The following is a 23927-nucleotide window of genomic DNA, read 5'->3' as shown; positions in this document are numbered from 1 at the left end:
AAGCTTAAAGCGTAAAGACCAAAGTGGCTATATAGCGCTTAATCCTTCGCTTTAAGCTTTAGTCTTTCAGCTTTAAGCTTTAAAAAAATGTTAGATTCATTAAAGAAAATGTTTGCAGGCAATGAAGCCGATATTCCGGTAAATACAGGCAGTAAACCTGATATTTCAAGGGCAAAATCTACTGAATTGTATGAAAAATCAAAAACGTATTTCCCCGGTGGCGTAAACTCCCCTGTAAGGGCTTTTAAATCTGTTTACGGAACGCCGCTTTTTATTGAAAAAGGCGATGGTTGTTATATCTGGGATGCCGATGGTAATCAGTTTATCGATTTTTGCGGTAGCTGGGGGCCATTAATTTTGGGGCATAATAATCTCAGGATCCGTGAGAAAGTTGCAGAAGTTATGCAGAATGGCATGAGCTTCGGCGCACCAACAGCTCTGGAAAACGAACTGGCAGAACTGATTATCAAAAACAACCGTTTTGTGGAAAAAATCCGTTTTACCAGTTCCGGTACCGAAGCCGTAATGTCGGCCATCCGTTTAGCGAGAGGTTTTACCGGTCGGGATAAAATTTTAAAATTCGAAGGTTGTTACCACGGGCATAGCGATTCACTTTTGGTTAAAGCAGGTTCGGGGCTGGTTACATTTGGCGAAACCTCTTCTGCAGGTGTGCCTAAGTCTTTTGCCGAAGAAACCATTGTGGTTCCATTGAATGATAAAGCGGCGATTGAGCAGGCATTTACCCAATTTAAAGATCAGATTGCAGCGGTAATTATAGAAGGTATTCCTGCCAACAACGGTTTAATTATGCAGGATGAAGAATACATCCATTTCTTACGTAAAATCTGTACCGATAATGGTTCGCTTTTAATTTTTGATGAAGTAATTACCGGATTCAGAGTTGGTTTTGAAGGTGCTGCCGCACACTACGGCATTACACCAGACATTGTTACTTACGGAAAAATTATTGGCGGCGGATTACCTGTTGGTATGTATGGTGCCCGTGCTGAAATCATGGCGCACATTTCTCCTGATGGTGGCGTTTACCAGGCCGGAACTTTATCAGGTAATCCGGTAGCTATGGCAGCCGGAATTGCTACTTTAACCGAGCTGAGCAAATCTGGTTTTTATAAAGAATTAAATAATAAAGCACAAGAATTTGTTGCGAGCATCCAGCGTTTTGCAACCGCACGTAATTATAAGTTTAAAGTGTTTACCATTGGCTCTATCTTTTGGTTTGCCTTTACCGATAAGGATAAAATCCAATCGGCTGATGATATTGATGCCGGCAGCATGGAGAAATTTAAAGTGATGCACCGTGAGTTATTGAATAGAGGAATTTATTTAGGCCCATCGGGATATGAAGTTGGTTTCGTATCTTCAGCACACACCAAGATCGAGCTGGAAAAAGCGAAACGTGCTATTTTTGAGGCATTGGATTTGGTGTTTAAGAAGTAAGAAGTGTTAAATGCTGCTATGGTTCGTAGAGATACGGCCATGGGAAAATCATCTATGTAATCAATCCGAAGGGAATGAAGAAATCTATAATCATATTTTACGCATTGTTGCTATATGCACTGGTTCAGCTCATTTCGTGGGGTACCCTGGTGGTGCGTTTGCAACCGAGCCGCATGACAATGATCATGGGTGAGGGTTCGGTATTTTTATTTTTGCTTTGTTTCGGTGGCTATTTTCTGCATCAATCGTTAAAACGGGAAGATAAATTACGCGAACAACAGCAGAACTTTTTAATGTCGATTACACATGAGTTAAAGTCTCCTTTAGCGGCTATAAAACTTTCCATCCAAACCATTGTTAAAAGAGATTTGGATAAAGCCCGTCAGATTTCATTGTTAAACAATTCCCTAAAAGATATTGAGCGCTTGGATGATCTCGTCGAAAATATGTTACTGGCCACAAAGATCGAAAACCGTTCCTATACCTTCCCAAAGGAGGAATTTAATTTTTCAGAACTGGTTTATAAAATTACTGATAGGCTTCAGGTCCATTCCTGTGGCAATGAACAGTTGATCAATGCCCATATTCAGCCAAATTTGCAGCTTATGGGTGACAAATTTGCCTTATCGTCAGTAGTAACTAATCTAATAGAGAATGCAGTTAAATATTCAAGTCCGTGTGATGAAATAAATGTGCATTTAAACAAAGTAGACGGCCATATTCAGCTTAGCGTAATTGATAAGGGACCAGGTATATCGGATGCCGAAAAAATGTTGATATTTGATAAGTTTTACCGTGTTGGTAACGAGAATGTCAGAAAAGCGAAAGGAACAGGTTTAGGCTTGTTTATTGTGAAAGAGGTTTTACAATACCATGATGCAGATATTACAGTAAAAGACAATTTGCCTCAGGGAAGTATTTTTGAAGTAACATTTAGTTAATCTCAATTATGTCACAAAAATTAAGAATTCTATTGGTAGAAGACGAGGATCACTTGTTAGATGCTATCAAATTAAACCTCGAACTGGAGGGTTATAAAGTTCACGCCGTTAAAGATGGCAAAACCGCTCTTAAAGTTTTTAAAGAAGAACGCTTTAATCTGATCGTTTTAGATGTAATGTTGCCTGAAATGGATGGTTTTCAGGTTTGCGAAACCATTCGTTTAGAAAATGCAGAAGTTCCGATTATGTTTTTAACCGCTAAAAACACTTCTGAAGACCGTGTTTTAGGTTTGAAAAAAGGCGCTGATGATTATTTGGTTAAACCGTTCAACTTAGAAGAATTGATTCTCCGTGTTGGTATTTTGGTTAAACGCAGTTTAAAATCTGACGATCTAAAAGAATTGAATTCTTACAAAATAGGGGATAAAACCATTTATTTTAACTCTTTTGAATTAAAACATGATGATGGTACCATTACACCCTTAACCAAAAAAGAAACCATGTTGTTGAAATTGCTGATTGAACGTAAAAACGATGCGGTTTCGAGAGAGCAGATTTTAGAAACGGTTTGGAATTACGACGTTTATCCTTCAACCAGGACTATCGACAACTTTATTTTAACGTTCCGTAAATATTTCGAGCCAGATCAGAAAAATCCGGTTTATTTTCATTCCATCCGTGGTGTAGGCTACAAATTTACCGATAGTCATTAATGTACAATAATAAAGGCAGATATGCTTTAATGGCGGTTTTTCTGCTTGCCGGATTGGTTTGTGTTTTTTACAATCAATATCAGCTTGCCGCGCTTTCGGCATTGTTAATGGCCTTTGTAATCTGGAGCCATTTTCGGCACGGTTCGGTTTTGATGGCTTCGAAACATTTCAAAAATAACGATTTTGGAAAAGCCAAAGCCTTGCTGGCAGAGGTAACACAACCAGAACGTTTAGCCAAAAGCCGCAGGGGTTATTACGAATTTATGCAGGGTAATATGGCCCTGAAAGAGGAAAATTATGATAAGGCTGAATATCACTTTCAGCTGGCCAGCCGTTTTCCGGTAGGAGGTAAGAATCAAAAATCGTATGTGTTGATCCATCTGGCTAATCTCGCCCTGCGTAAAAAAGATAGAGAAAGAGCAGAAGCTTATACCAGAAAAGCTAAAGAACTTGCCGAAACCCAGCGCTCGAGAGATATTATTGTTAAAATTGAAAACGAAATAAGTAAGTTATAATACTCATATTGTCATTTTGAACAACGAAGCACCGCTTTAGGAATAAAAAGGTACTTCGTTTTTTTTTTATTTATACCTTTGCAAAATTAAAATTTTAGATTTTTCGTCCCTTAGCAAATCGTCATGCTGATCCGGTAGCTATCGGATCAACATGACGATAAGTACGACACCAAATACAAATCATGAAGAATAATTTATTTTTAGACGCAGCATTTTCAAAACAAACCGAACGCCCGCCAGTATGGATGATGCGTCAGGCAGGTCGTTTTATGCCACAATATTGGGAAATTAAAAACAAATACTCTTTTTTAGAGATGTGTAAAACCCCCGAAATTGCAGCAGATGTAACGATGTTGCCTGTTGATTTATTGGATATTGATGCTGCAATTTTGTTCTCTGATATTTTGGTAACCGGAGAGGCAATGGGTGGCGATTTAAGTTTTACTCAAGGTATTGGTCCTAAATTCGCAAATCCTGTGCGTACAGCTCAGGATATTGAAAACCTGAATGTTGATTGTTTAGACAAACTACAATATGTAGCCGATGCGATTAAAGTGATTCAGCAGCGTTTAGCTGGAAGTATTCCTTTAATTGGCTTTGCCGGCGCACCATTTACCGTAATGAGTTATTTAATTGAGGGAGGTTCTTCTAAAGATTTTAAATTAACCAAACTCTTTATCCATAACCAACCAGCATTGGCACATAAACTTCTGGCTAAAATTGCGAAAGTAACCGCCGATTATCTGAACCTACAGATTGCTGCTGGTGTTAACGCGGTTCAGATTTTCGATAGCTGGGCGCTTGCCTTATCGTGGAACGATTACCAGGAGTTTTCACACCGTTATATCCAGGAAATTATTGCCAATTTAAATAGAAAAGATATTCCGGTAATTTCTTTCTGTAAAGGAAGCTCCGTTTTTGCTCCAATTATGGCCGAAGCTAAACCTGATGTAATTTCGGTTGACTGGAATGCTGATTTATTGAATATTAAAAATGCTTTGCCAGCTGGTATTGCGGTACAGGGAAATTTGGATCCACATATTTTATATGCAGATAAAGCAGTAATTAAAGCACAGATCCATAAACTATTTGAGCGTATGCGCGGTACCGAAGGTTTTATCTTCAATTTAGGACATGGTATTATGCCTGATATTCCTTTCGATCATGTAAAGTATGCTATTGAGGTAGTAAAGGAGTTTAGGTACTAACATAATATTTATCGATACGTCACCCTGATCCGATAGCTATCGGATTTATTTCAGGGTCTTTCGAAAAAGAAGATGCTGAAACACCCGTCCGACTGGCCGGGCGGAAGTTCAGCATGACGTAATTCAGAAAAGCTAAATGATAGAAACCCTACTGCCATATTACCATTACTTCCTTGCTGTTCATATTGTATTTGTGATCAGCTGGATGGCTGGTCTGTTTTATATTTTAAGTCTTTTTATCTATCATACAGAAGCAAACGATAAACCTGAACCGGAAAAAAGTATCCTCCAAAAGCAATTTGTTAAGATGGAAGCTACTTTATGGAAAATCATTGCCACCCCAGCCATGATTATTTCCGTGTTGGCAGGTGTATCCATGCTGACTTTAAATTCAGGCTTACTTCAGGCCGATTGGATGTGGGTGAAGCTCGGCTTTGTAATTGGCTTGCTCATTTATCATTTTATCTGCCAGAATATCGTTAAACAGCTTAAAAATAATCAATACAAGCTCACCAGTTTTCAATTAAGGTTGTGGCGCGAACTGGCCACCATTTTTATGATTGCCATTGTATTTGTGGTGATCCTTAAAAGTGCCATTAACTGGATTTATGGTTTAATTGGTATTATGGGCGTTGCAATGGCAATTATGATTGCCGTTAAGCTGTACAAGAACTATCGCAAAAAGCGCGGCGAATAGTGTTTCAACCACAAAGCTACTAAAGACGTAAAGAATACTGTTTATAATCAGTGGTAAAAAACTAAGTGTTCAGGTGCCGTGGTAGTCAACCCATATTAACTTTGTTTCCTTTGCGTAAACTTAGCGTACCTTGCGGTTAAATAAACCAAAAACTATTCTAAATTTGAGCGATAAAACCCAAGCTCATGTTTACAAAAACAGGTCTGAAGAAGGCCTTAGTCTTAATAACTTTTCTGCTCAGTTCTTATTTTGCTTCGGCTCAGTTTAATCAATCGGCCTTTGAAAACAGGATCCGCCCCGACAGTAGCTTAACCAATGAGGTTCACTTTAACTTCTATAATTTAAATTACGTTCGTAATTACGAGTACACCAACGATTTTCATGATGGTTATACGTTGTACGGTACACAGTTACAGCCTCAACTGGTATATTACGCACATCCAAATCTGGCTATTACAGCAGGTGCCTTTATCAGGAAAGATTTTGGGCGGAACGGAATTTCTGATGCCAAACCATTATTCAGTGTAAAATACCATAAACGTAACCTCACGTTAATTTTTGGTAGTTTAGAAGGGAATATTCAACACAAATACATCGAGCCCTTATACGATTTTGAGCGGATTTTAACTACACCGATCGAATATGGAACACAGTTATTGGTTGAGCGTAAGAAATTTACTTTAGATGCCTGGATTGCCTGGCAGAAAATGATCTATAAAGCTGATCCTGCTAAAGAAGAAATTATAGGTGGATTATCTACTGAAAGTTTTTTGATCAGAAATGACGACTGGAAATTGAGCATTCCCGCACAATTTTTGGCCTTCCATCAAGGTGGTCAGATTGATGTGCTGAAAGAAATCCCGATTACCACTATGTTTAATGGTGCAACCGGTATAAAATTGCATAAAGATATTAATACCAATATTAAACAGGTATATACAGATAACTACATTGCTGTTTACAAAGATTTCTCTCCTGATAAAAGAAGGGCTTATCAAGGTGGCTTTGGTTTATGGTTAAACGCAGGTGTAGAAAGTAAATGGGGAAGTTTGGTAGCCTCTTACTGGAAAGGCAATAACTTTATTTCAATTAAAGGGATGCCATTATACGAGTCTGTTTCAGATAATTTATATAGTCCAGGCTTAAAGCAAAGTTCCAGAAACATTGTATCGTTGCGTTATGCCTACCAAAAAGAATTGATTCCGCATTTATACTTGGATGTGCGTTTCGAACCACATATCGATTTAGATCATACCGATAAGCAACTTCAGTTTAACCATTCATTTTTCATAACCTATAAACAGGATTTTAAATTGTTTACGGCGAAAAAGGGTGGAAGGTAGCGGGTGTAAGGTAGAAGGTGTAAGGTAGGAGGTAAGAGGTGTGAGGTTTAGGGTTTAACGTTTAAGGTGGGAATTCATCCGTTTCGAATCCCCGGGTTTGGGTTGGTTATTTTAAGCATTACCTTTGGTTTATAAACCCGATAGCAGCGGAAAACACGAAGGTGAGGAACGAGCCGGGGTTTTGAAGCAAATAGCGGGACTAACACTTCAAAATTGCTTCTGTCTTTGCTTTCCAAATCAGAAAGCTATATCTTTCCTGAAAGCTTTATTTATTTATCTGTCTGATAATCAAATTTATAATTAATTTTTTAACATTATTTAACTTTTTTTCTCTCTCCATGCAACCATTGTTTGTGATCTGCCATCTTCTATATACAAACACACAATGAAATTGACGCGAAGCTATACAATAAACGATTTGATGGAAGGCTGCAAAGCTGGCGACCGGAAGATGCAGGAGTTGCTTTATAAGCAAACAGCATCGAAGATGTTGGCCGTTTGTATGCGCTACGCCAAAGATAGGATGGAAGCTGAAGATGTACTGCAGATGGGCTACATTAAAGTTTTTCAGAAAATTAAGGAATATAGGGGAGAGGGTTCTTTTGAAGGCTGGATTAGGCGCGTAATGGTGAACACGGCTATCGAGAGTTACCGAAAAAATTTACGCAGCTTAAATGTTGTGGAAATAGATGAAGCTTATGAGCAACCATCAACCGGGTTTGATTTTAGCCGTTTAGGTATGCAAGACCTGATGAAAGTGATACAAAAACTGGCTGATGGTTACCGGATGGTTTTTAACATGTATGTAATTGAAGGTTACTCACATAAAGAAATTGGCGAGACATTAGGCATCTCGGAAGGGGCGAGCAAATCGCAACTATCGAGAGCAAGAGCAATATTAAAAGAAGAAATTATAAAAATGGAGGGATTTGGTTATGCAACCTATACGGGATAAGGATTTTGATCAGTTATTTAAAGATACTTTTGCTGATGCAGAAGTGACACCTTCGAGAGATTTGTGGAGTAATATAGAAAGCGAAATCGCACCGAAGAAAAAAAGAGTCATGCCCATATATTGGTTATCGGCAGCGGCAGTTTTATTGATCGCTACAATTGGGATTTTGCTTTATCAACAACAAAATACAACAGGTGAGGGTAAAAAATTAGCAAGTAATACCATTGAAAACACTAAACCAGAGGTAAAGGAATCAATTGCTAAAGATACAGCAGGTACCATCGTTGGTCATGTTGAGCCAGTTTTACCAGTTAAACCTAAAGCCGTTAATGCTGTTGCCAAAACAGATGTTAAAAAGAAAATAAAACCTACGGTATCAAAGGAAGAGAAAAGCATTGTTACTGCACCTGAAATGTTGAAACAGGAAACCATTATAGCTAAAGTTGAGGAGCCTAAAAAAGATATCAAAACGAAAATCGAAGAGGCGATTCTACAGCCGAAAGAGGAGACAGTAACCGCGTCTGTTGCAACTCCGGTTAAAACAGACGAGCCAGTTAACGATAATGAACAAAGTAATAAAGGCATCCGTAATGTGGGCGATGTGGTAAACCTCATTGTTAACAAAATGGATAAAAGAAAAGATAAACTGATCCAGTTCCGTACGGATGATGACGATTCTTCCCTGTCATCAATCAATATCGGGCCTTTTAAATTTGGTAAACGGAAAAAATAATAGTTTTCAGTTAACCAACCGTTAGCAGTTTTCAGTTAATGATATCAAACGTTTAAACATTAAAACCTTACAACATTTAACAATATAACACACACAGATATGAAACGTCTAATTTGTACAACACTTTTGGTAAGCGGACTTGCCGGTGTTATGGCTTCTGGTGCTTTTGCACAACAAGATTCTATCAAAAGGAATAGAAAAGATTTGGATTATGGAATTGTAAAGATAACAAGGGACGGCAAAGACAGCGTAAATAAACAACCCAAAAACGGCCGTTTTGTAGGTGGTATTACCTTTACCCGGGTAGATTTGGGTTTCTCCAGGTTAATTGATAACGGCAGTTTCAATTTATCTCCAAATAACGATTTTTTAGATTATAAAGGTGGCAAAACCAGTACGTTCTCTTTTGATGTGTTACAGTTCGGATACCGTTTTAATTCAAACTTTAAGGTATATGTAGCGGGAGGTTTCGACTGGACTTTGATCCGTTTGAGGAAAGACATTACCATTGCTAAAAACTCAAATGACTTTGTTTATACGGAATCGCAGGTACATTTCTCTAAAAACCGTTTCTCAAGCAGCTATGTCCACATTCCATTGAACTTTGAATTCCGAACAGCAGAAAACAAAAACGGCAAAAGGTTCTACCTGGTATTAGGTCCGGAGGTTAGCTTTTTATTAAACGGAAAAATTAAACAGATTAGCGAAGAACGCGGTAAAGAAAAACAATATGATAACTACCACTTTCAATCGGTTCGTTACGGGGGTACCATCAGGTTTGGTTACGGCGGTTTAGGTTTGTTTACCAAATACTATTTCAACGACATGTTTACCACGCCTCAACAAGCCGGCTTAAAGAATATGAGCTTCGGGGTTACTTTTGGGTTAAACTAAGGCATATTATATAAACGTATTCATTCTAGCGTTTAGGAGAGATGTCCGAAGGACAGAGCAGTAATACACAAATATAACAGATCCTGTTTCGGTTAGGCGAGACAGGATTTTTTGTTATAAAATTTTTAGAAACATTTCAGGAGTGAGAACACTTAATTTACTCTTTTTATAATCTTTAATATTTCTGATAATTATGGTACTGATTAAGCCATCCCTTTCGGCAGCAAAGTTTTGCAGCCCATCTTCAAAATCAGAAAATTCTGAATCGATGCAGGCCATAATAACCTTCTTGTCAATAATTAAAATATCCAAAAAAGTAAATAAAATCTTGAAGTCGGCCAAAATATCCTCTTGTTGAAAATGTTTTTTCAGCAAATAGTAGGTATTTGCTATGATCAAGCCTGTAACGAAACCATTAACTTCTCATCCCTGATTTTCTCTAATTCTTTTTTATAATCATAATCATCGGGCAAGTCTACTTTCTGGCGTAGCATTAAGGATTTTATTACTGGAGAAAGTTCGATATCCTTACTTAACACTTCTTCTTCTGGAGCTACAGATCCTAACAAATTTTCTATTACCGCTGATAAGCTCCTACCTTGATTTTGGGCATATGTCTTTGCCCGTTTTATAACAGCTTCATCTACTGTTAACGTTAGCTTAGCATTCACCATCTTATATTTATCGAATTAAAGTTAAGTAATAATGTTATACGTGCAAAATATCTAAAGAACACACGTGTGTTTTGCTTTTGGCTTTAGTCTTTCTGCTTTAACCTTCAGCCTTAAAACCCTCCACCTTTTTCTTATCTTTACCCGGTGAGCAATACCCTAATCAGCGTTAAAAATTTAACCAAGCAATATCAGGCAGAACAGGCCGGTGGCATTAAAAATATAAGTTTCGACATCAACCGGGGTGATGTGGTTGCCATTATCGGCGAAAGCGGAAGTGGAAAGTCTACCTTATTAAAATCTATTTATGGTTTGTTAAAAACCGATGAAGGCGAAATCTATTTCGAAGATAAACGCGTTAAAGGACCAGATGAGCAGTTGATTCCCGGCCATAAGCAGATGAAAATGGTTACTCAGGATTTTTCGCTGAATATCTATGCGAAAGTGTACGATAATATTGCCTCTCAATTATCCAATACCGACCTGAAAACCAAAGCCGAAAAAACTTTGGCCATGATGGAACATTTACGGATTTCACCGCTGCAGCATAAGAAAATCATTGAGCTGAGCGGGGGCGAGCAGCAGCGTGTAGCGATTGCTAAAGCCATGGTTGCCGACACACAGGTTTTACTTTTAGACGAGCCGTTCAGCCAGGTAGATGCCTTATTAAAAAACCAGTTGCGTGCCGATATCAAACGTATAGCAGCCGAAACAGGGGTGACGGTGATATTGGTATCGCACGACCCTGCCGATGGTTTGTTTTTAGCTGATCAGTTGTTGATTCTGCGGAATGGCGAACTTTTGCAAACGGGAAAACCAGCTGAAATTTACCAGCATCCGAGCCACACTTATACCGCACAGATTTTAGGTAATGCAGTGGTTTTACCAAAAGCTGATGCGGAAAAAATAGGTTTGAAAACACAAAAAGATCATGTAGTATTTTATCCCGAATGGGCAGAAATCACTAGTAATTGGAGCAGCAGGCGTTTCGAGGTAAAAGATGTGTACTATAAAGGTTTTTATGAGGAGCTGTTGTTGGAAAGAAATGGTGTTAATATACGCGCCTTACAGCTAAACAGGGGAGTGCATCAGAAAAACGACCACGTTCAGGTGAACATTAATCATTTTTTGGAGTTTTAATTTTAGTTATAATTTATGTTTAAATAGGAAAAAGTTATAAGTATAATTAAAACTTTATAGTATATTTGTTGTAATTATAATCATAGTTATAATATGAATATACCAGTTGACGTTTTAAACCGCGATAAATACATATCCCGAATACAGCCATTTATCCGTAAAAATCTGATTAAGGTATTAACCGGGCAACGTAGGGTTGGAAAGAGTTATCTGGTTTTTCAGATTATAAACACTATTATTGAACAGGATCAGGATGCAAATATTATTTATATTAATAAAGAAGATTTACAGTTCGATTTTATGCACAATGCAACTGATCTGAATGATTATATCTTATCAAGAGTAAAACCTGATGTGCATAATTATATTTTTATAGACGAAATACAGGATATAATTGATTTTGAAAAGGCATTAAGATCACTTTTACTCGACCAAAATAACGATATCTACATTACAGGTAGCAATGCTAAAATGCTTTCAGGAGAATTAGCCACATACTTAAGTGGGAGATATGTTGAATTTACCATTTACAGTTTGTCGTATTCCGAATTTTTATTGTTTCATAAACTGAAGAACAATGATAAAAGTATGGAACACTATTTTAAGTATGGTGGGCTGCCTTATTTGATTAACTTAACGCTGAATGAGCAGGCTTTCGAATATCTTAATAGTATTTATACCACTATTTTGTTTAGGGATGTTGTTTCGAGATATCATCTGAGAAATAGTAATTTCCTGGAAAAACTTGTTCTTTTCCTGGCAGACAATATTGGAAGTTTGTTTTCTGCAAAAAAAATCAGCGATTTTCTTAAATCTCAACAAATTAACATAGCCCCAAATCAAATACAAACATATACCCGGTATTTGGTAAATGCATATATTATTCATGAGGTAGACCGATATGATATTATTGGGAAAAGGATTTTTGAAACAGGTAGTAAATTTTATTTTGAAAATACAGGCATTAGAAATGCCATTATTGGATACAGGCCACAGGACCTGGGTAAATTACTTGAAAATGTAGTGTGTAATCATCTCTTGCATTTGGGCTACAAAATAAAGGTTGGTACAACGAATACAAAGGAAATCGATTTTATTGGCGAACGCAAAGGCGAATTTATTTATGTCCAGGTAGCTTTAAAATTAGAGGACGAAGCAACCATTAAGCGCGAATTTGAAAACCTGCTTCAGATTGAGGATAATTATCCAAAATATGTAATCACCAATAGTCAGTTTAATGGGAATACATATCAAGGAATACAACATGTTTATATCCGTGATTTTTTAATGTGGGAAAATTAAAGCAAAAAAAACGACTATGTTTAATTGAACAATAGTCGTTTCAAGTGTTTTAAAGATCTTTGAAAATTTAATTCCCTGCGTAATCAGAAGGAATGATTACAACTTTTACTAAAGTATTATAGTTGGGTGGCACTGTAGCCGTTAAATTATTGGTATCCTGAACGTCGAACCTTAAACCTCCGTTATAGACTTTGTAGCTAAAAGCATTGTAATTAAATGTATAAGGTAGTTGAATGTCACCATTTGGATCATTAGGATGTTCAAAGTAGACAAGTACACCTTCATCATCTAGCGTTACGCCATCGATGGCAGATAGTGATTTAGTTACAGAATAACTCCCATTGGAATTGCGTTGCCATTCGTTAGCATTAATGGTAAAATTATACGTTTTAGCCCTTAACTCTTGATAAATAGTTTCTTTTTTGCATGAAGCCAGACCTAGTGTGGCAATGCAAAGCATTAGGATGGTAAGTTTTTTCATGTTGATTAGTTTTTATTTGTGTGTGATATGGCTATTACAAATCTGCTGCCAAAAAATCCAACAGCCTATTTATGGATTAATTATTGTACAGTGAACCATAGATACCAATTATAAATTTTCATTTATTCACCTCATATGAAGATCTTTTTTCGACTCTTACCCTGGTTAATCCTTTTGATCGCAGCTTACTTTTTTATCTCCAAAAAGTTCAGTATCAATACCACTGTAGAAAGCAAACATCAGCTTCTGGTGGAGAAAATTGAGGCCATAGGTAAACTGGAGCTGGTAAGGTACCAGATCAGCGACGTTTTGGAGCATAAAAACAAAACTGATTTTTTACCTGAAGCCAGTGTTTTGTTAATTATAAAGGCCGAAGCGGTGGGCTGTATCGACCTGACTAAAATTACCAAAGAAGATATTAGTATTGATGCGGACACTGCTGTAGTAAATTTACCACAGCCCGAAATCTGTTATGTTAAAATTGACCATAAAAACTCACGTGTTTACGATACCAAAATGGCTTTTTTCCGCGAGGCCAGTCTGGTAGATGAAGCATACAAAGCCGCCGAAAGACAAATCACCGCTGAAGTTAAAAAATCGAGCATCTTAGCACAAACAAAAACAAATGCTACCACCGTGCTTAAGCCCATTATTGAGGGGTTGGGCTACAAGAATGTGAGGTTTACCTTTGAGTAGGGCTTAGGAGGTATAGGTCATGGGATTTAAGTTCGATCGTCACCCCGAATTTATTTCAGGGTCTTTCCGGGAAGGATAACATCAAGGTAAAACTTCGGAGGTTTGAACGATAGATGCTGAAATAAATTCAGCATGACGACATCACCAAAGCTTAGTCTAAAAAATCTTCCCGGTGCGGGTTAAAAACATCAATCAATAATCCACTTTCTAAACAAACCACCCCATGAAAAACGTTTGATGGAGCAAAAAAAACATCTCCTTCATTTAAGATTCTTTTATCATTACCCATGCTCACCTGGAAACTTCCTTTGGCTACATAACTCATCTGTAAGTGGGGATGATTATGAATGGTACCAATGGCATCTTTTTCAAATGCTACTTTAACCAACATCAGGTTGTCATCGTAAGCCATGATTTTGCGTTTTACGCCTGCCCCCAAATCTTCCCAATCGATATCGTTGTCAGAAATTAAGGTTTTATTGTTTAAATCCCGGAAGTTCATTTTCTATAGGTATATATTAAAAGAATTGCCGTCATTCCCGTAAGGTGGGAATCTTAATGCAAGCATTTTAAGATTCCCACCTGGTAGCTATCTGATTGAACTGGGAATGACGGGCTTCCTGGCAAAACTTTGCGCACTTTGCGGTTATCTTACACCCTTTAAACCAGATATTCAAATAAAGTCTGATCCTGGTTTAGCTCGATGATTTCGAATTTGAAATCTTTCATGCGCTGCAGTAAGCTCGCATAATCATTTTTATTCGAAAGTTCAATACCCACCAGCGCCGGACCATTTTCCCTATTGGTTTTTTTAATAAACTCAAAACGGGTAATATCATCTTGCGGCCCTAAAACCTCATTCACGAATAATTTTAAGGCACCTGGTCTTTGTGGGAAACGAACAATAAAATAGTGTTTTAAACCCTCGAAAAGTAAAGACTTCTCTTTGATCTCCTGCATGCGTTCTATATCGTTGTTTCCCCCACTAACAATACAAACTACCGTTTTGCCCGCAATCTGGTCTTTAAGCTGATCTAATGCGGCCACAGACAGTGCGCCGGCAGGTTCTACTACGATGGCATCCTCATTATATAGTTTAAGAATAGTGGTACATATTTTCCCTTCAGGGATTAAATGCATCTGATCGAGCAGTTCCTTACAATATTCGTAAGTAATGTGGCCGATCCTTTTTACAGCGGCACCATCTACAAAACGATCTATTTCGGCCAGGGTGTAGGGGCCGCCATGTTCCATCGCGGCAACCATAGATGGTGCTCCTAGCGGTTCAACGCCAACCAGTTTTACATCAGGTTTAATGGTTCTCATATAGGCGCTTACACCGGAGGCCAGGCCGCCACCGCCAACAGGCATCACTACCATATCTAAATCTGGTAGGTCTTCATAAATTTCAACACCAACTGTCGCTTGTCCTTCAATTACTTTTTCATCATCGAAAGGCGGAATAAAAGTAGCCGATTTGTCGGAACTGTAGGCCAGCGCTTCTTTCAAACAATCGTCAAAAGTATCGCCAACCAAAACCACTTCCACATTTTCGCCACCGAACATGTAGGTTTGCTTTACCTTTTGTTTAGGGGTAATCTCGGGCATAAATATTACACCTTTAATGCCCAGTTTTTTACAAGAGTAGGCCACACCCTGTGCGTGGTTTCCGGCACTTGCACAAACTACTCCGTTTACCAACAATTCTTGGGAGAGCGAACTGATTTTATTATAAGCACCACGCAGTTTGTAAGAGCGTACAATCTGCAAATCTTCTCTTTTTAAATAAATATTGGCATTGTAGTGAGAAGAAAGTCCGGCATTAAACTCAAGCGGAGTACGTTTTACCACGCATTTGAGCCTTTCTGATGCAGATTTAAAATCTAATGTATGTGGTGTTGTCGTATTCATTTTTTATAGTAACTAGGAATCCAGTATCTGGTATCAAGACAGATATCTTCTTGTGTTTTATTTGTAAAGCAGGGTTTGGTATTCCATCGGTTATTACAGCCCTGCTATTCGTTTCAATCTTTTTAATACAGCTGTACTGCTGAGATGCGAAAAACCTGTTTTCCATCGGTTACAGATGCTTCGTGCCTCAACATGACATCATATTTAAGTTGGCGGCAGTTAAAAAGTATTTCCACTGCTATCAGGTTTAGGGAAGCCGAGTCGGTGTGTCAGACTAAAACGCACGGCTTAAAGCCCAACTCTAAACCTTTAGGCCGTTCGCTTGTCGCCTTAAACTTCAGTCTATGACCTTTCGGCTTCTAGGCCAGATGCAGCGCCACCAACTGGTTCAAATCAGTATCGTTAATGCCCTGTTTGCTATCCGCTAAAACCAAAAACTGTTTGTAAACAATATCAAGATGTTCTTTTTCCAATTGATGGCCTAAACGTTCTAAATGGTGTTTCAAGGCATGGCGGCCACTTCTTGCTGTTAAAACAATGGTTGCATCAGGGAAACCAACATCTTCCGGTTTAATAATCTCATAGTTTTCACGGTTTTTCAAGAAACCATCCTGGTGAATACCTGAACTGTGCGAAAATGCATTTCCACCAACAATTGCTTTGTTAGGTTGTACCGGCATGTTCATTTGGTTTCTCACCATGTGGCTCATTTCATAGAAACGCGTGGCATCAATCTGGGTATTTAAACCTAAAACTTTATGCGTTTTCAAAATCATCACCACCTCTTCCATTGAGGTATTGCCTGCACGTTCGCCAATGCCATTAATGGTACATTCTACCTGGCGGGCACCGTTTTGTAAGCCAGCGATAGAATTTGCCGTAGCAAGTCCTAAATCGTTGTGGCAGTGAACCGAAATAATGGCATTATCAATGTTTTTTACATTTTCTTTTAAGAAAAGGATTTTCGAACCATATTGGTCTGGCAGGCAATAACCATTGGTGTCGGGAATGTTTACCACGGTGGCACCTGCCGCAATTACGGCTTCAACCATTTTAGCCAAAAATTCGATATCGGCACGGCCGGCATCTTCTGCGTAAAACTCCACATCCTCTACATATTTTTTCGCATACTTTACGGCTTCCACTGCACGTTCCAGTATTTCTTCGCGGGTGCTGTTAAATTTATGTTTAATGTGGAAATCGGAAGAACCGATGCCCGTGTGGATACGTGGCCTTTTGGCATAGCGTAAGGCATCTGCGGCAACATCAATATCATTTTTATTGGCACGTGTTAAGGCACAGATAATCGGGTTGGTTACTGCTTTCGACAATTCAATTACGCTGTTAAAATCTCCAGGGCTGGATACCGGGAAACCTGCTTCAATCACATCAACCCCTAAAAGTTCGAGTGATTTTGCGATTTCTATTTTTTGGTTTGTATCCAACTGGCAGCCTGGAACCTGCTCACCATCACGTAAGGTGGTGTCGAAAATATAAACTTTGTTAGGGTCGTGAATCATAATTTTAGATTTAGGAGTTGATTAATTTTTGTGATAAGAATTTCAATACTAACTTTCCCATTTCGGCGGTACCCAAAACTTTAAAACGGTTAGTGCTTTGGTCGGCAATGTCGTGCGTTCTGAAGCCTTCTTTCAATACCTGGTCGATGGTATCAACCAATAATCTGGCTTCTTCTTTTAGTCCGAATCCGATTTCCAGCATTAGTGCAGCAGATAGGATAGAAGCTAAAGGATTTGCTAAATCTTTGCCGGCAATGTCGTGTGCAGAACCGTGAATCGGCTCAAAGAAACCAGTGCTTTCGCCAACAGAAGCTGAAGCCAGCATTCCCATCGAACCGGCAATCTGTGATGCCTCATCGGTTAAAATATCACCAAATAAGTTGGCGGTTAACACCACGTCGAACTTTTTCGGGTTTTTGATCAGCTGCATGGCTGCGTTATCGATAAACATGTGCTCGGTTTCCACATCAGGGTATTGTTTGGCAATTTCCTGAACGGTTTCGCGCCATAGGCGTGAGCTTTCCAGCACGTTGGCTTTATCTACCGAACATAAACGTTTGTTACGTTGTTGTGCAGCCTGATAAGCTTTGTGAGCAATACGCTCAACCTCATAACGATGGTAAATCATTAAGTCGGATGCCGTATTTCTGTCGTCAGAACGGGTTTTCTCCCCAAAGTAAACATCACCTGTTAATTCACGAAAGAACAGAATATCGGTTCCCCTTAAAATTTCGGGTTTAATGCTGGATGCCTGGAGAAGTTCATCAAATAGTAATATCGGGCGGAGATTGGCAAATAGTCCCAGTTCTTTACGGATTTTTAATAATCCTTGTTCTGGTCTAACTTTTAAACTTGGATCGTTGTCGTATTTGGCATGCCCAATTGCGCCAAAAAGGATCGCATCGCTTTGTCTTGCTTTTTCCAAAGTTTCGTCTGGCAGGGGTTCGCCGGTAACTTCAATCGCCGCATGGCCCATTAAAGCTTCTTCGAAGTTAAATTCATGCCCAAAAATTTCGGCAATTTTTTCTAATGCTGCTTTTCCCCAAGTCGTGACCTCGGGGCCGATACCATCTCCAGGTATTACTAAAATGTTCTTCTTCATTGTTGACTTCTCTTTTGCCTTTGCAGTTTGCTTATCGGTGGCCTCGGAGGCACGCAAACCACAGAAATTTCGTCTCCGTGTTCGCCGTGTTTCCGTGGCTAAGCTTGCATCAGCTTAATATTTCTGTATTTAAACTTTCGACGACTTTTACCTCGCCTTTTTCTAACAATATTCTTTTTTCTATGCAGTTTGGCAGCTGCGATTCAAAATGACCAACATAAATTAAGGTCATTCCATTGCTGCACAATTCATCTACTAACTGGTTAAAATGTTTGCTTTGCTGTTGGTCTAATCCCTGGCAGGGTTCATCCAGAATCAACAATTCCGGATTTTTTATAATCGTCCGCGCTAACAGTACCAGTCGCTGTTTACCGAGCGGAAGCGCAGTTAATAATTCATTTTTATTTTCAGTCAGGCCAAAGTATGCTATCAGTTCATCTACCTGCGTGCTTTTAGTATAAGGCAACTGCTGGAATAAACCTACCGTATCATAAAAACCGGAGGCAATACTTTGCCAAACGGTAGCAGTAGGATCGAAATACCAATGAAACTCTGGCGAGATTAAACCGATATGCTGTTTAATGTCCCATATACTTTCGCCGCTTCCACGTCTGTTGCCGAATAAATAAAGTTCGTTGGCGTAAGACTGTGGATGATCACCGTTGATCAGACTTAGTAAAGTCGACTTCCCTGACCCGTTATGGCCTTGGAGAAGCCACTTTTCTCCTGCTTTGATTTCCCAGTTGATATTTTTCAATACCTGTTTTTCGCCATAGCTGATGTTTACATTCACCATTTTTACAATATCCTGAACACTGTAAACGGGCGATTCTTTTAAAAATTCCGGAATTTCTCTTAAGCAGATTTCGCTGGTAGCACTTTCCAGCGTATCTACTTTAAGCAATTGTCCGTCTCTTATTTCAGCGAATGACTGAATAGAATTTGGTAATTCAGCATCATTGCTGATCAAGATCAATTGAACGCCTTCTTTAGCTACCTGATCTAATAAAATGTTCAGGTTTTTTCTTGAGGCAGTATCCAAACCTGTATAAGGTTGATCGATAATTAACAGCTGCGGTTTTAACCAAAGTGCTTTAACCAATTGTAGTTTTTTGTGTTCGCCGCTGGATAATTCGATTAACTGTGAACTGGCAAACATTGAAAAACCCAAAGCTTCTAAAATCGGTTCAACCTCATCTAAATGAAGACCTTTCTCTTTACCATAATTCACCAGTTCTGCATGAACGGTTAAGGTATCATTCGCCTGTAAGCTGGTATATCGCTGTTGATAATAAAAATTGGCTACACCTTCTAAATTTTTGAACTGGTACCAGCTTTCTACATAAAGTACTTCCTGAGGAAGTTGATGCTGCTGGTCAAAATTAATTTCTATACTTCCCTGAAACGGAACCAGGCCGGCGATGGCTTTGGCCAAAGCTGTTTTTCCGGTTCCGCTTTCACCTCCGATTACATAGCTTTCACCGCTATTCATTTCCCAATACAAATCCTTTAGCACCGCTTTGCTGCGGTAACTTAAATTTAAATCCTGTATGTAAACGAATGGTTTATGCATTACCTGGCTTGTTCAAATTCTTCAATTAATTGTTTTTGGTTTAAGATGAAATCGATATCATCATAGCCGTTTATCAAGCATGATTTTTTGTAAGGATTGATCTCGAAAGATTCTTTGGCTCCCGTTTCTATAATCGTTACCGTTTGATTTTCCAGATCAACCTCTAAGGCCGATTTTGGATTGCTGTCTACCGCTTTGAAAATCTGCGCCAGAAACGCCTCACTTACCTGGATAGGTAACAAACCGTTGTTCAGGGCATTGCCTTTAAAAATATCGGCAAAGAAACTGCTGATTACGGCATCAAAGCCGGCATCCTGGATAGCCCAGGCGGCATGTTCGCGACTACTGCCACAACCAAAGTTTTTTCCTGCAACTAAAATCTGACCGCTATAGGTAGGATTGTTCATTACAAATTCTGGTTTCGGCGTATTGTCGCCATTATAACGCCAGTCGCGGAACAAGTTTTCGCCGAAACCTTCGCGGGTAGTTGCTTTTAGAAACCTTGCAGGGATAATCTGGTCGGTATCAATGTTTTCTATGTTTAAAGGCACTACTGCCGATGTTAATTTTGTAAATTTTTTCATGTCAATGAGTATCAAGTAAGGAGTAACAGGTAGCAAGACTTGTATTCCACTTTTTATCTTTTATCTTAGGCCTTTTGCTTAATAGCAGTAATTTTATACTTCATGTTTTTACCTTCCGCCTTAAGCCTTACTACCTTCTACCTTGGTATAGTGTTCAACTGTTGGGAAAGGATCATAGAAGTGATGCAATAACTTTTTCCAATCCTCGTAGCCTGCTGATCCTCTGAAACCTTTGGTATGTGCCTCCAGTGTTTTCCAGTTTACCAGCAGGATATATTTATTTTCTACCTCTATGCATTTCTGAAGCTGATGCGAAAGGTAACCTTCCATCGAGGAAATGATTTTTTGCGCCTCACTGAAAGCCCTTTCAAAATCAGCCGAAAACCCGGCTTTTACATTTAGTATGGCAACTTCTAAAATCATATATTTATTTTCTAAAGATTCGGCTAGCCATTTTGCCTGTACCTTAAACCTTCTGCTTTTTAACCCGCTACCTTTTCCAACATTTCCCTTACGTCGGTAATTTTTCCTGTTACGGCTGCAGCTGCGGCTGTAAGTGGACTGGCTAATAAAGTACGTGCATTTTGTCCTTGTCTACCTTCAAAGTTTCTGTTTGATGTAGATACACAATATTTACCTGCCGGGATTTTATCTTCGTTCATACCTAAGCAGGCACTGCATCCCGGTTCGCGCAATTGGAAGCCAGCGGCTTCGAAAATCTTATCCAAACCCTCGTTTTTAGCCTGTTGCTCTACCTGTTTAGATCCTGGTACAATCCAAACGGTAACGTTGTCTGCTTTGCGTTTATCCTTTACAAAATCGGCCACTTCTCTTAAATCTTCTATACGCGAGTTGGTACAGCTACCAATGAAAACATAATCAATTGGTTTACCGATCAGCGATGAATCATCATCAAAGCCCATGTAATCCAAAGCTTTTTTGTATGAAACTTTTTCAGTTTCTGGTTGTGCTGTGGTTGCCGGAATATGTTCCTGGATACCCATTCCCATACCCGGGTTGGTGCCGTAGGTAATCATTGGGGCAATATCTGCAGCATTGAAAGTTAACACGCTGTCAAATTTTGCATCAGCATCACTATATAAAGTTTTCCAGTAAGCTAAAGCTTTGTCCCACTCTTCGCCGGCCGGAGCAAATTCCCTTCCTTTAATATAATCGAATGTGGTTTGATCTGGTGCGATTAATCCACCACGTGCACCCATTTCGATACTCATGTTGCAGATGGTCATACGGGCTTCCATGCTTAACGATTCGATTGCCGAACCTGCATATTCGATGAAATAACCGGTACCACCGGCAGCAGAAATCTGTGCGATAATGTATAAAATAATGTCTTTTGCACCGACACCTTTTCCAAGTTCGCCATTTACCTCAATTTTCATGGTTTTCGGTTTCGATTGCAACAAACACTGCGTAGCAAAAACCTGCTCTACCTGCGAGGTACCGATACCGAATGCAATGGCACCAAAAGCGCCATGGGTAGAGGTGTGACTATCGCCGCAAACCATAGTTTTACCAGGTAAAGTAATACCCAGTTCAGGGCCGATAACATGTACAATACCCTGAAAAGGATGGCCTAAGCCATACAGTTCTATTCCAAATTCTGCACAGTTTTTGGTGAGCATATCAACCTGATAACGGGAAAGCTCTTCTTTGATTGGCAGTAATTGATTTAACGTAGGCACGTTATGATCGGCAGTGGCTACCGTCTGTTTCGGACGGAAAACAGGTAAACCTCTTTTGCGCAGTCCATCAAATGCCTGCGGAGAGGTTACCTCATGTATTAAGTGTGTATCAATGTATAAAATATCGGGAAACCCTTCTTCACTTTTTACAACGTGAGCATCCCAAATTTTTTCTACTAATGTTTTTGACATCTTCTGTTATTATTTAATATTTGTCAGTCTGAGCTTGTCGAAGACTTTTGGTTATGGAAACAAAAAGAATTCCTTCGACAGGCTCAGGATGACATCCTTTTTGTTTCTATGCAGTTTTAATCGCTTTCATAGCGGTCATGGCTTTACGCAAAGTAGCACCAATCTGCTCCACCTGATGAGAACGGATCGCTTCGTTCACCTCGATTAGTTGTCTGTTATCAACGGCACCGTCTTTACCTTCATTAAAGTTTTTACCAACTAAATCAGTATCTACTTTTTTCATGAAATCACCTAAAAGCGGTTTGCAGGCTTGGTCAAATAGATAACATCCGTATTCAGCCGTATCAGAAATTACCCGGTTCATTTCGAACAATTTCTTACGGGCAATGGTGTTGGCAATAAGTGGTGTTTCGTGTAACGATTCGTAATAGGCCGATTCTGGTTTGATACCTGCCTGTACCATGGTTTCGAAAGCCAGTTCAACACCGGCACGTACAAAAGCTACCATTAAAGTATAGTTATCAAAATATTCCTGTTCACCAATTTTAACATCACCAGCCGGAGTTTTTTCGAAAGCAGTTTCACCAGTTTCGGCTCTCCATTTTAATAGGTTTTGATCGCCATTAGCCCAATCTTCCATCATGGTACGGCTAAACTCGCCACTCATGATATCATCCTGGTGTTTCTGGAACAATGGGCGCATGATATCTTTCAATTCTTCTGAAATTTCGAAGGCTTTGATTTTAGCTACATTGCTTAATCTGTCCATCATAGCGGTAATACCGCCTTGTTTTAAGGCTTCGGTAATGACCTCAACACCATATTGAACCAATTTAGAAGCATAACCTGCATCAATTCCTTTTTCTACCATTTTATCGAATGACAGGATGGAACCTGTTTGTAGTAAACCGCAAAGGATGGTTTGCTCGCCCATTAAATCTGATTTTACTTCAGCTACAAAAGACGATCTTAAAACACCAGCCCTATGACCGCCGGTACCAACACAGTATGCTTTAGCCTGAGCTAAACCTTTACCCTGAGGATCATTTTCAGGGTGAACAGCAATTAAAGTAGGAACGCCGAAACCACGAACATATTCTGCTCTAACCTCACTGCCCGGGCATTTAGGTGCAACCATAATCACCGTAAGATCTTTACGGATCTGCATACCTTCTTCAACAATATTGAAACCGTGAGAATATAGTAAAGTAGCCCCTTCTTTCATTAAAGGCATAATTGCATTCACAACTGCTGTGTGTTGCTTATCTGGAGTAAGGTTGATCACAACATCCGCATTTGGAATTAATTCTTCGTAAGTGCCAACTGTGAAATTATTTTCAGTTGCATTTTTCCACGAATCGCGTTTGCCTTCAATTGCTTCCTTACGTAAAGTGTAGCTTACATCTAAACCACTATCTCTTAAATTTAAACCCTGGTTTAAGCCTTGAGCGCCGCAACCTACAATTACCAGTTTTTTGCCTTTTAACGCGCTAACGCCATCTAAAAATTCAGCACTGTCCATGAAGTCGCAAACACCTAATTGGTTTAGTTTTTCTCTAAGAGGTAATGTGTTAAAATAATTTGCCATTGTTTTT

General features: G+C 39.1%; 25 protein-coding genes. 13 read left to right on the top strand and 12 right to left on the bottom strand.

Annotated features, from left to right (window positions below; translation table 11 throughout):
- The first annotated feature begins 87 nt into the window (after nucleotides 1-87).
- From hemL to ACK1I8_RS14080, 10 genes are all read left to right on the top strand, one after another.
- Nucleotides 88-1458, top strand: coding sequence for a glutamate-1-semialdehyde 2,1-aminomutase (gene hemL / locus ACK1I8_RS14125; RefSeq protein ID WP_412466007.1), 1371 nt, complete (start codon nucleotides 88-90; stop codon nucleotides 1456-1458).
- A 74-nt stretch (nucleotides 1459-1532) separates the two neighbouring features.
- Entirely contained in the window at nucleotides 1533-2399 is an 867-nt protein-coding gene (locus ACK1I8_RS14120; protein WP_293784589.1) for a sensor histidine kinase, read from the top strand.
- 8 nt (nucleotides 2400-2407) lie between these two features.
- Nucleotides 2408-3112 (top strand): response regulator transcription factor, encoded by a 705-nt coding sequence (locus ACK1I8_RS14115; protein ID WP_039477978.1) that lies wholly within the window; start codon nucleotides 2408-2410, stop codon nucleotides 3110-3112.
- Nucleotides 3112-3627 (top strand): hypothetical protein, encoded by a 516-nt coding sequence (locus tag ACK1I8_RS14110; protein ID WP_412466006.1) that lies wholly within the window; start codon nucleotides 3112-3114, stop codon nucleotides 3625-3627. The genes ACK1I8_RS14115 and ACK1I8_RS14110 overlap by 1 nt, the downstream gene beginning before the upstream one ends.
- A gap of 182 nt (nucleotides 3628-3809) precedes the next feature.
- Complete coding sequence (gene hemE, locus ACK1I8_RS14105; RefSeq protein ID WP_412466005.1) at nucleotides 3810-4835, top strand: uroporphyrinogen decarboxylase; 1026 nt, start codon at nucleotides 3810-3812, stop codon at nucleotides 4833-4835.
- 136 nt (nucleotides 4836-4971) lie between these two features.
- Nucleotides 4972-5532, top strand: coding sequence for a CopD family protein (locus ACK1I8_RS14100; RefSeq protein WP_412466004.1), 561 nt, complete (start codon nucleotides 4972-4974; stop codon nucleotides 5530-5532).
- Between the two features lie 185 nt (nucleotides 5533-5717).
- Nucleotides 5718-6875 (top strand): hypothetical protein, encoded by a 1158-nt coding sequence (locus ACK1I8_RS14095; RefSeq protein WP_412466003.1) that lies wholly within the window; start codon nucleotides 5718-5720, stop codon nucleotides 6873-6875.
- Between the two features lie 385 nt (nucleotides 6876-7260).
- Nucleotides 7261-7830: an RNA polymerase sigma factor gene (locus ACK1I8_RS14090; RefSeq protein ID WP_090984941.1), complete on the top strand. Its 570-nt coding sequence runs from the start codon at nucleotides 7261-7263 to the stop codon at nucleotides 7828-7830.
- The gene (locus ACK1I8_RS14085; protein ID WP_412466002.1) at nucleotides 7811-8563 is read left to right on the top strand and encodes a hypothetical protein; all 753 of its coding nucleotides are present in this window, start codon (nucleotides 7811-7813) and stop codon (nucleotides 8561-8563) included. The genes ACK1I8_RS14090 and ACK1I8_RS14085 overlap by 20 nt, the downstream gene beginning before the upstream one ends.
- A 99-nt stretch (nucleotides 8564-8662) precedes the next feature.
- Nucleotides 8663-9457, top strand: a complete 795-nt coding sequence (locus ACK1I8_RS14080; RefSeq protein WP_412466001.1) for an outer membrane beta-barrel protein — start codon at nucleotides 8663-8665, stop codon at nucleotides 9455-9457.
- A 114-nt stretch (nucleotides 9458-9571) separates the two neighbouring features.
- On the opposite strand, the gene ACK1I8_RS14075 is transcribed toward ACK1I8_RS14080, so the two are convergent.
- On the bottom strand, nucleotides 9572-9832 hold the full coding sequence (locus ACK1I8_RS14075; RefSeq protein WP_412466000.1) for a hypothetical protein: 261 nt from the start codon (nucleotides 9830-9832) through the stop codon (nucleotides 9572-9574).
- A gap of 20 nt (nucleotides 9833-9852) precedes the next feature.
- The gene (locus tag ACK1I8_RS14070; RefSeq protein ID WP_412465999.1) at nucleotides 9853-10131 is read right to left on the bottom strand and encodes a DUF6364 family protein; all 279 of its coding nucleotides are present in this window, start codon (nucleotides 10129-10131) and stop codon (nucleotides 9853-9855) included.
- Between the two features lie 144 nt (nucleotides 10132-10275).
- Here ACK1I8_RS14070 and ACK1I8_RS14065 point away from each other — a divergent pair, with 144 nt between their 5' ends.
- Together ACK1I8_RS14065 and ACK1I8_RS14060 are read left to right on the top strand one after the other, a co-directional pair.
- Nucleotides 10276-11268, top strand: a complete 993-nt coding sequence (locus tag ACK1I8_RS14065) for an ABC transporter ATP-binding protein (protein ID WP_412465998.1) — start codon at nucleotides 10276-10278, stop codon at nucleotides 11266-11268.
- A gap of 93 nt (nucleotides 11269-11361) precedes the next feature.
- Complete coding sequence (locus ACK1I8_RS14060) at nucleotides 11362-12570, top strand: ATP-binding protein (protein ID WP_412465997.1); 1209 nt, start codon at nucleotides 11362-11364, stop codon at nucleotides 12568-12570.
- Nucleotides 12571-12637: 67 nt separating this feature from the next.
- Here ACK1I8_RS14060 and ACK1I8_RS14055 read toward each other — a convergent pair whose 3' ends face one another.
- Nucleotides 12638-13051 (bottom strand): hypothetical protein, encoded by a 414-nt coding sequence (locus ACK1I8_RS14055; RefSeq protein ID WP_412465996.1) that lies wholly within the window; start codon nucleotides 13049-13051, stop codon nucleotides 12638-12640.
- A 135-nt stretch (nucleotides 13052-13186) separates the two neighbouring features.
- On the opposite strand from ACK1I8_RS14055, the gene ACK1I8_RS14050 reads away from it, so the two are divergent.
- Nucleotides 13187-13747: a DUF4230 domain-containing protein gene (locus ACK1I8_RS14050; RefSeq protein WP_412465995.1), complete on the top strand. Its 561-nt coding sequence runs from the start codon at nucleotides 13187-13189 to the stop codon at nucleotides 13745-13747.
- 151 nt (nucleotides 13748-13898) lie between these two features.
- Here ACK1I8_RS14050 and ACK1I8_RS14045 read toward each other — a convergent pair whose 3' ends face one another.
- The 9 genes from ACK1I8_RS14045 to ilvC all read right to left on the bottom strand — a co-directional run bounded on the left by ACK1I8_RS14045 (nucleotide 13899) and on the right by ilvC (nucleotide 23920).
- A complete protein-coding gene (locus ACK1I8_RS14045) occupies nucleotides 13899-14249 on the bottom strand; it encodes a cupin domain-containing protein (RefSeq protein ID WP_412465994.1) in 351 nt (116 codons plus the stop codon).
- Between the two features lie 158 nt (nucleotides 14250-14407).
- Nucleotides 14408-15658, bottom strand: a complete 1251-nt coding sequence (ilvA, locus tag ACK1I8_RS14040) for a threonine ammonia-lyase IlvA (protein ID WP_412465993.1) — start codon at nucleotides 15656-15658, stop codon at nucleotides 14408-14410.
- 359 nt (nucleotides 15659-16017) lie between these two features.
- Nucleotides 16018-17178: a 2-isopropylmalate synthase gene (locus tag ACK1I8_RS14035; protein WP_412465992.1), complete on the bottom strand. Its 1161-nt coding sequence runs from the start codon at nucleotides 17176-17178 to the stop codon at nucleotides 16018-16020.
- Nucleotides 17179-17188: 10 nt separating this feature from the next.
- The gene (gene leuB / locus ACK1I8_RS14030) at nucleotides 17189-18280 is read right to left on the bottom strand and encodes a 3-isopropylmalate dehydrogenase (RefSeq protein ID WP_412465991.1); all 1092 of its coding nucleotides are present in this window, start codon (nucleotides 18278-18280) and stop codon (nucleotides 17189-17191) included.
- Between the two features lie 109 nt (nucleotides 18281-18389).
- Nucleotides 18390-19853 (bottom strand): ATP-binding cassette domain-containing protein, encoded by a 1464-nt coding sequence (locus tag ACK1I8_RS14025; RefSeq protein ID WP_412465990.1) that lies wholly within the window; start codon nucleotides 19851-19853, stop codon nucleotides 18390-18392.
- Nucleotides 19853-20437, bottom strand: coding sequence for a 3-isopropylmalate dehydratase small subunit (gene leuD / locus ACK1I8_RS14020; protein WP_412465989.1), 585 nt, complete (start codon nucleotides 20435-20437; stop codon nucleotides 19853-19855). Before leuD ends, ACK1I8_RS14025 begins: the two co-directional genes overlap by 1 nt.
- Nucleotides 20438-20557: 120 nt before the next feature.
- A complete protein-coding gene (locus ACK1I8_RS14015; protein WP_412465988.1) occupies nucleotides 20558-20860 on the bottom strand; it encodes an antibiotic biosynthesis monooxygenase family protein in 303 nt (100 codons plus the stop codon).
- A 59-nt stretch (nucleotides 20861-20919) separates the two neighbouring features.
- Complete coding sequence (gene leuC / locus ACK1I8_RS14010; RefSeq protein ID WP_412465987.1) at nucleotides 20920-22332, bottom strand: 3-isopropylmalate dehydratase large subunit; 1413 nt, start codon at nucleotides 22330-22332, stop codon at nucleotides 20920-20922.
- Between the two features lie 106 nt (nucleotides 22333-22438).
- A complete protein-coding gene (gene ilvC, locus ACK1I8_RS14005) occupies nucleotides 22439-23920 on the bottom strand; it encodes a ketol-acid reductoisomerase (RefSeq protein WP_412465986.1) in 1482 nt (493 codons plus the stop codon).
- Nucleotides 23921-23927 lie beyond the last annotated feature (7 nt).

It is taken from the genome of Pedobacter sp. KLB.chiD (assembly GCF_047040275.1).
Lineage (GTDB): Bacteria > Bacteroidota > Bacteroidia > Sphingobacteriales > Sphingobacteriaceae > Pedobacter.
Note: the sequence above shows the minus strand (reverse complement) of the source record. Positions and strands in the feature narration are given on the sequence as shown.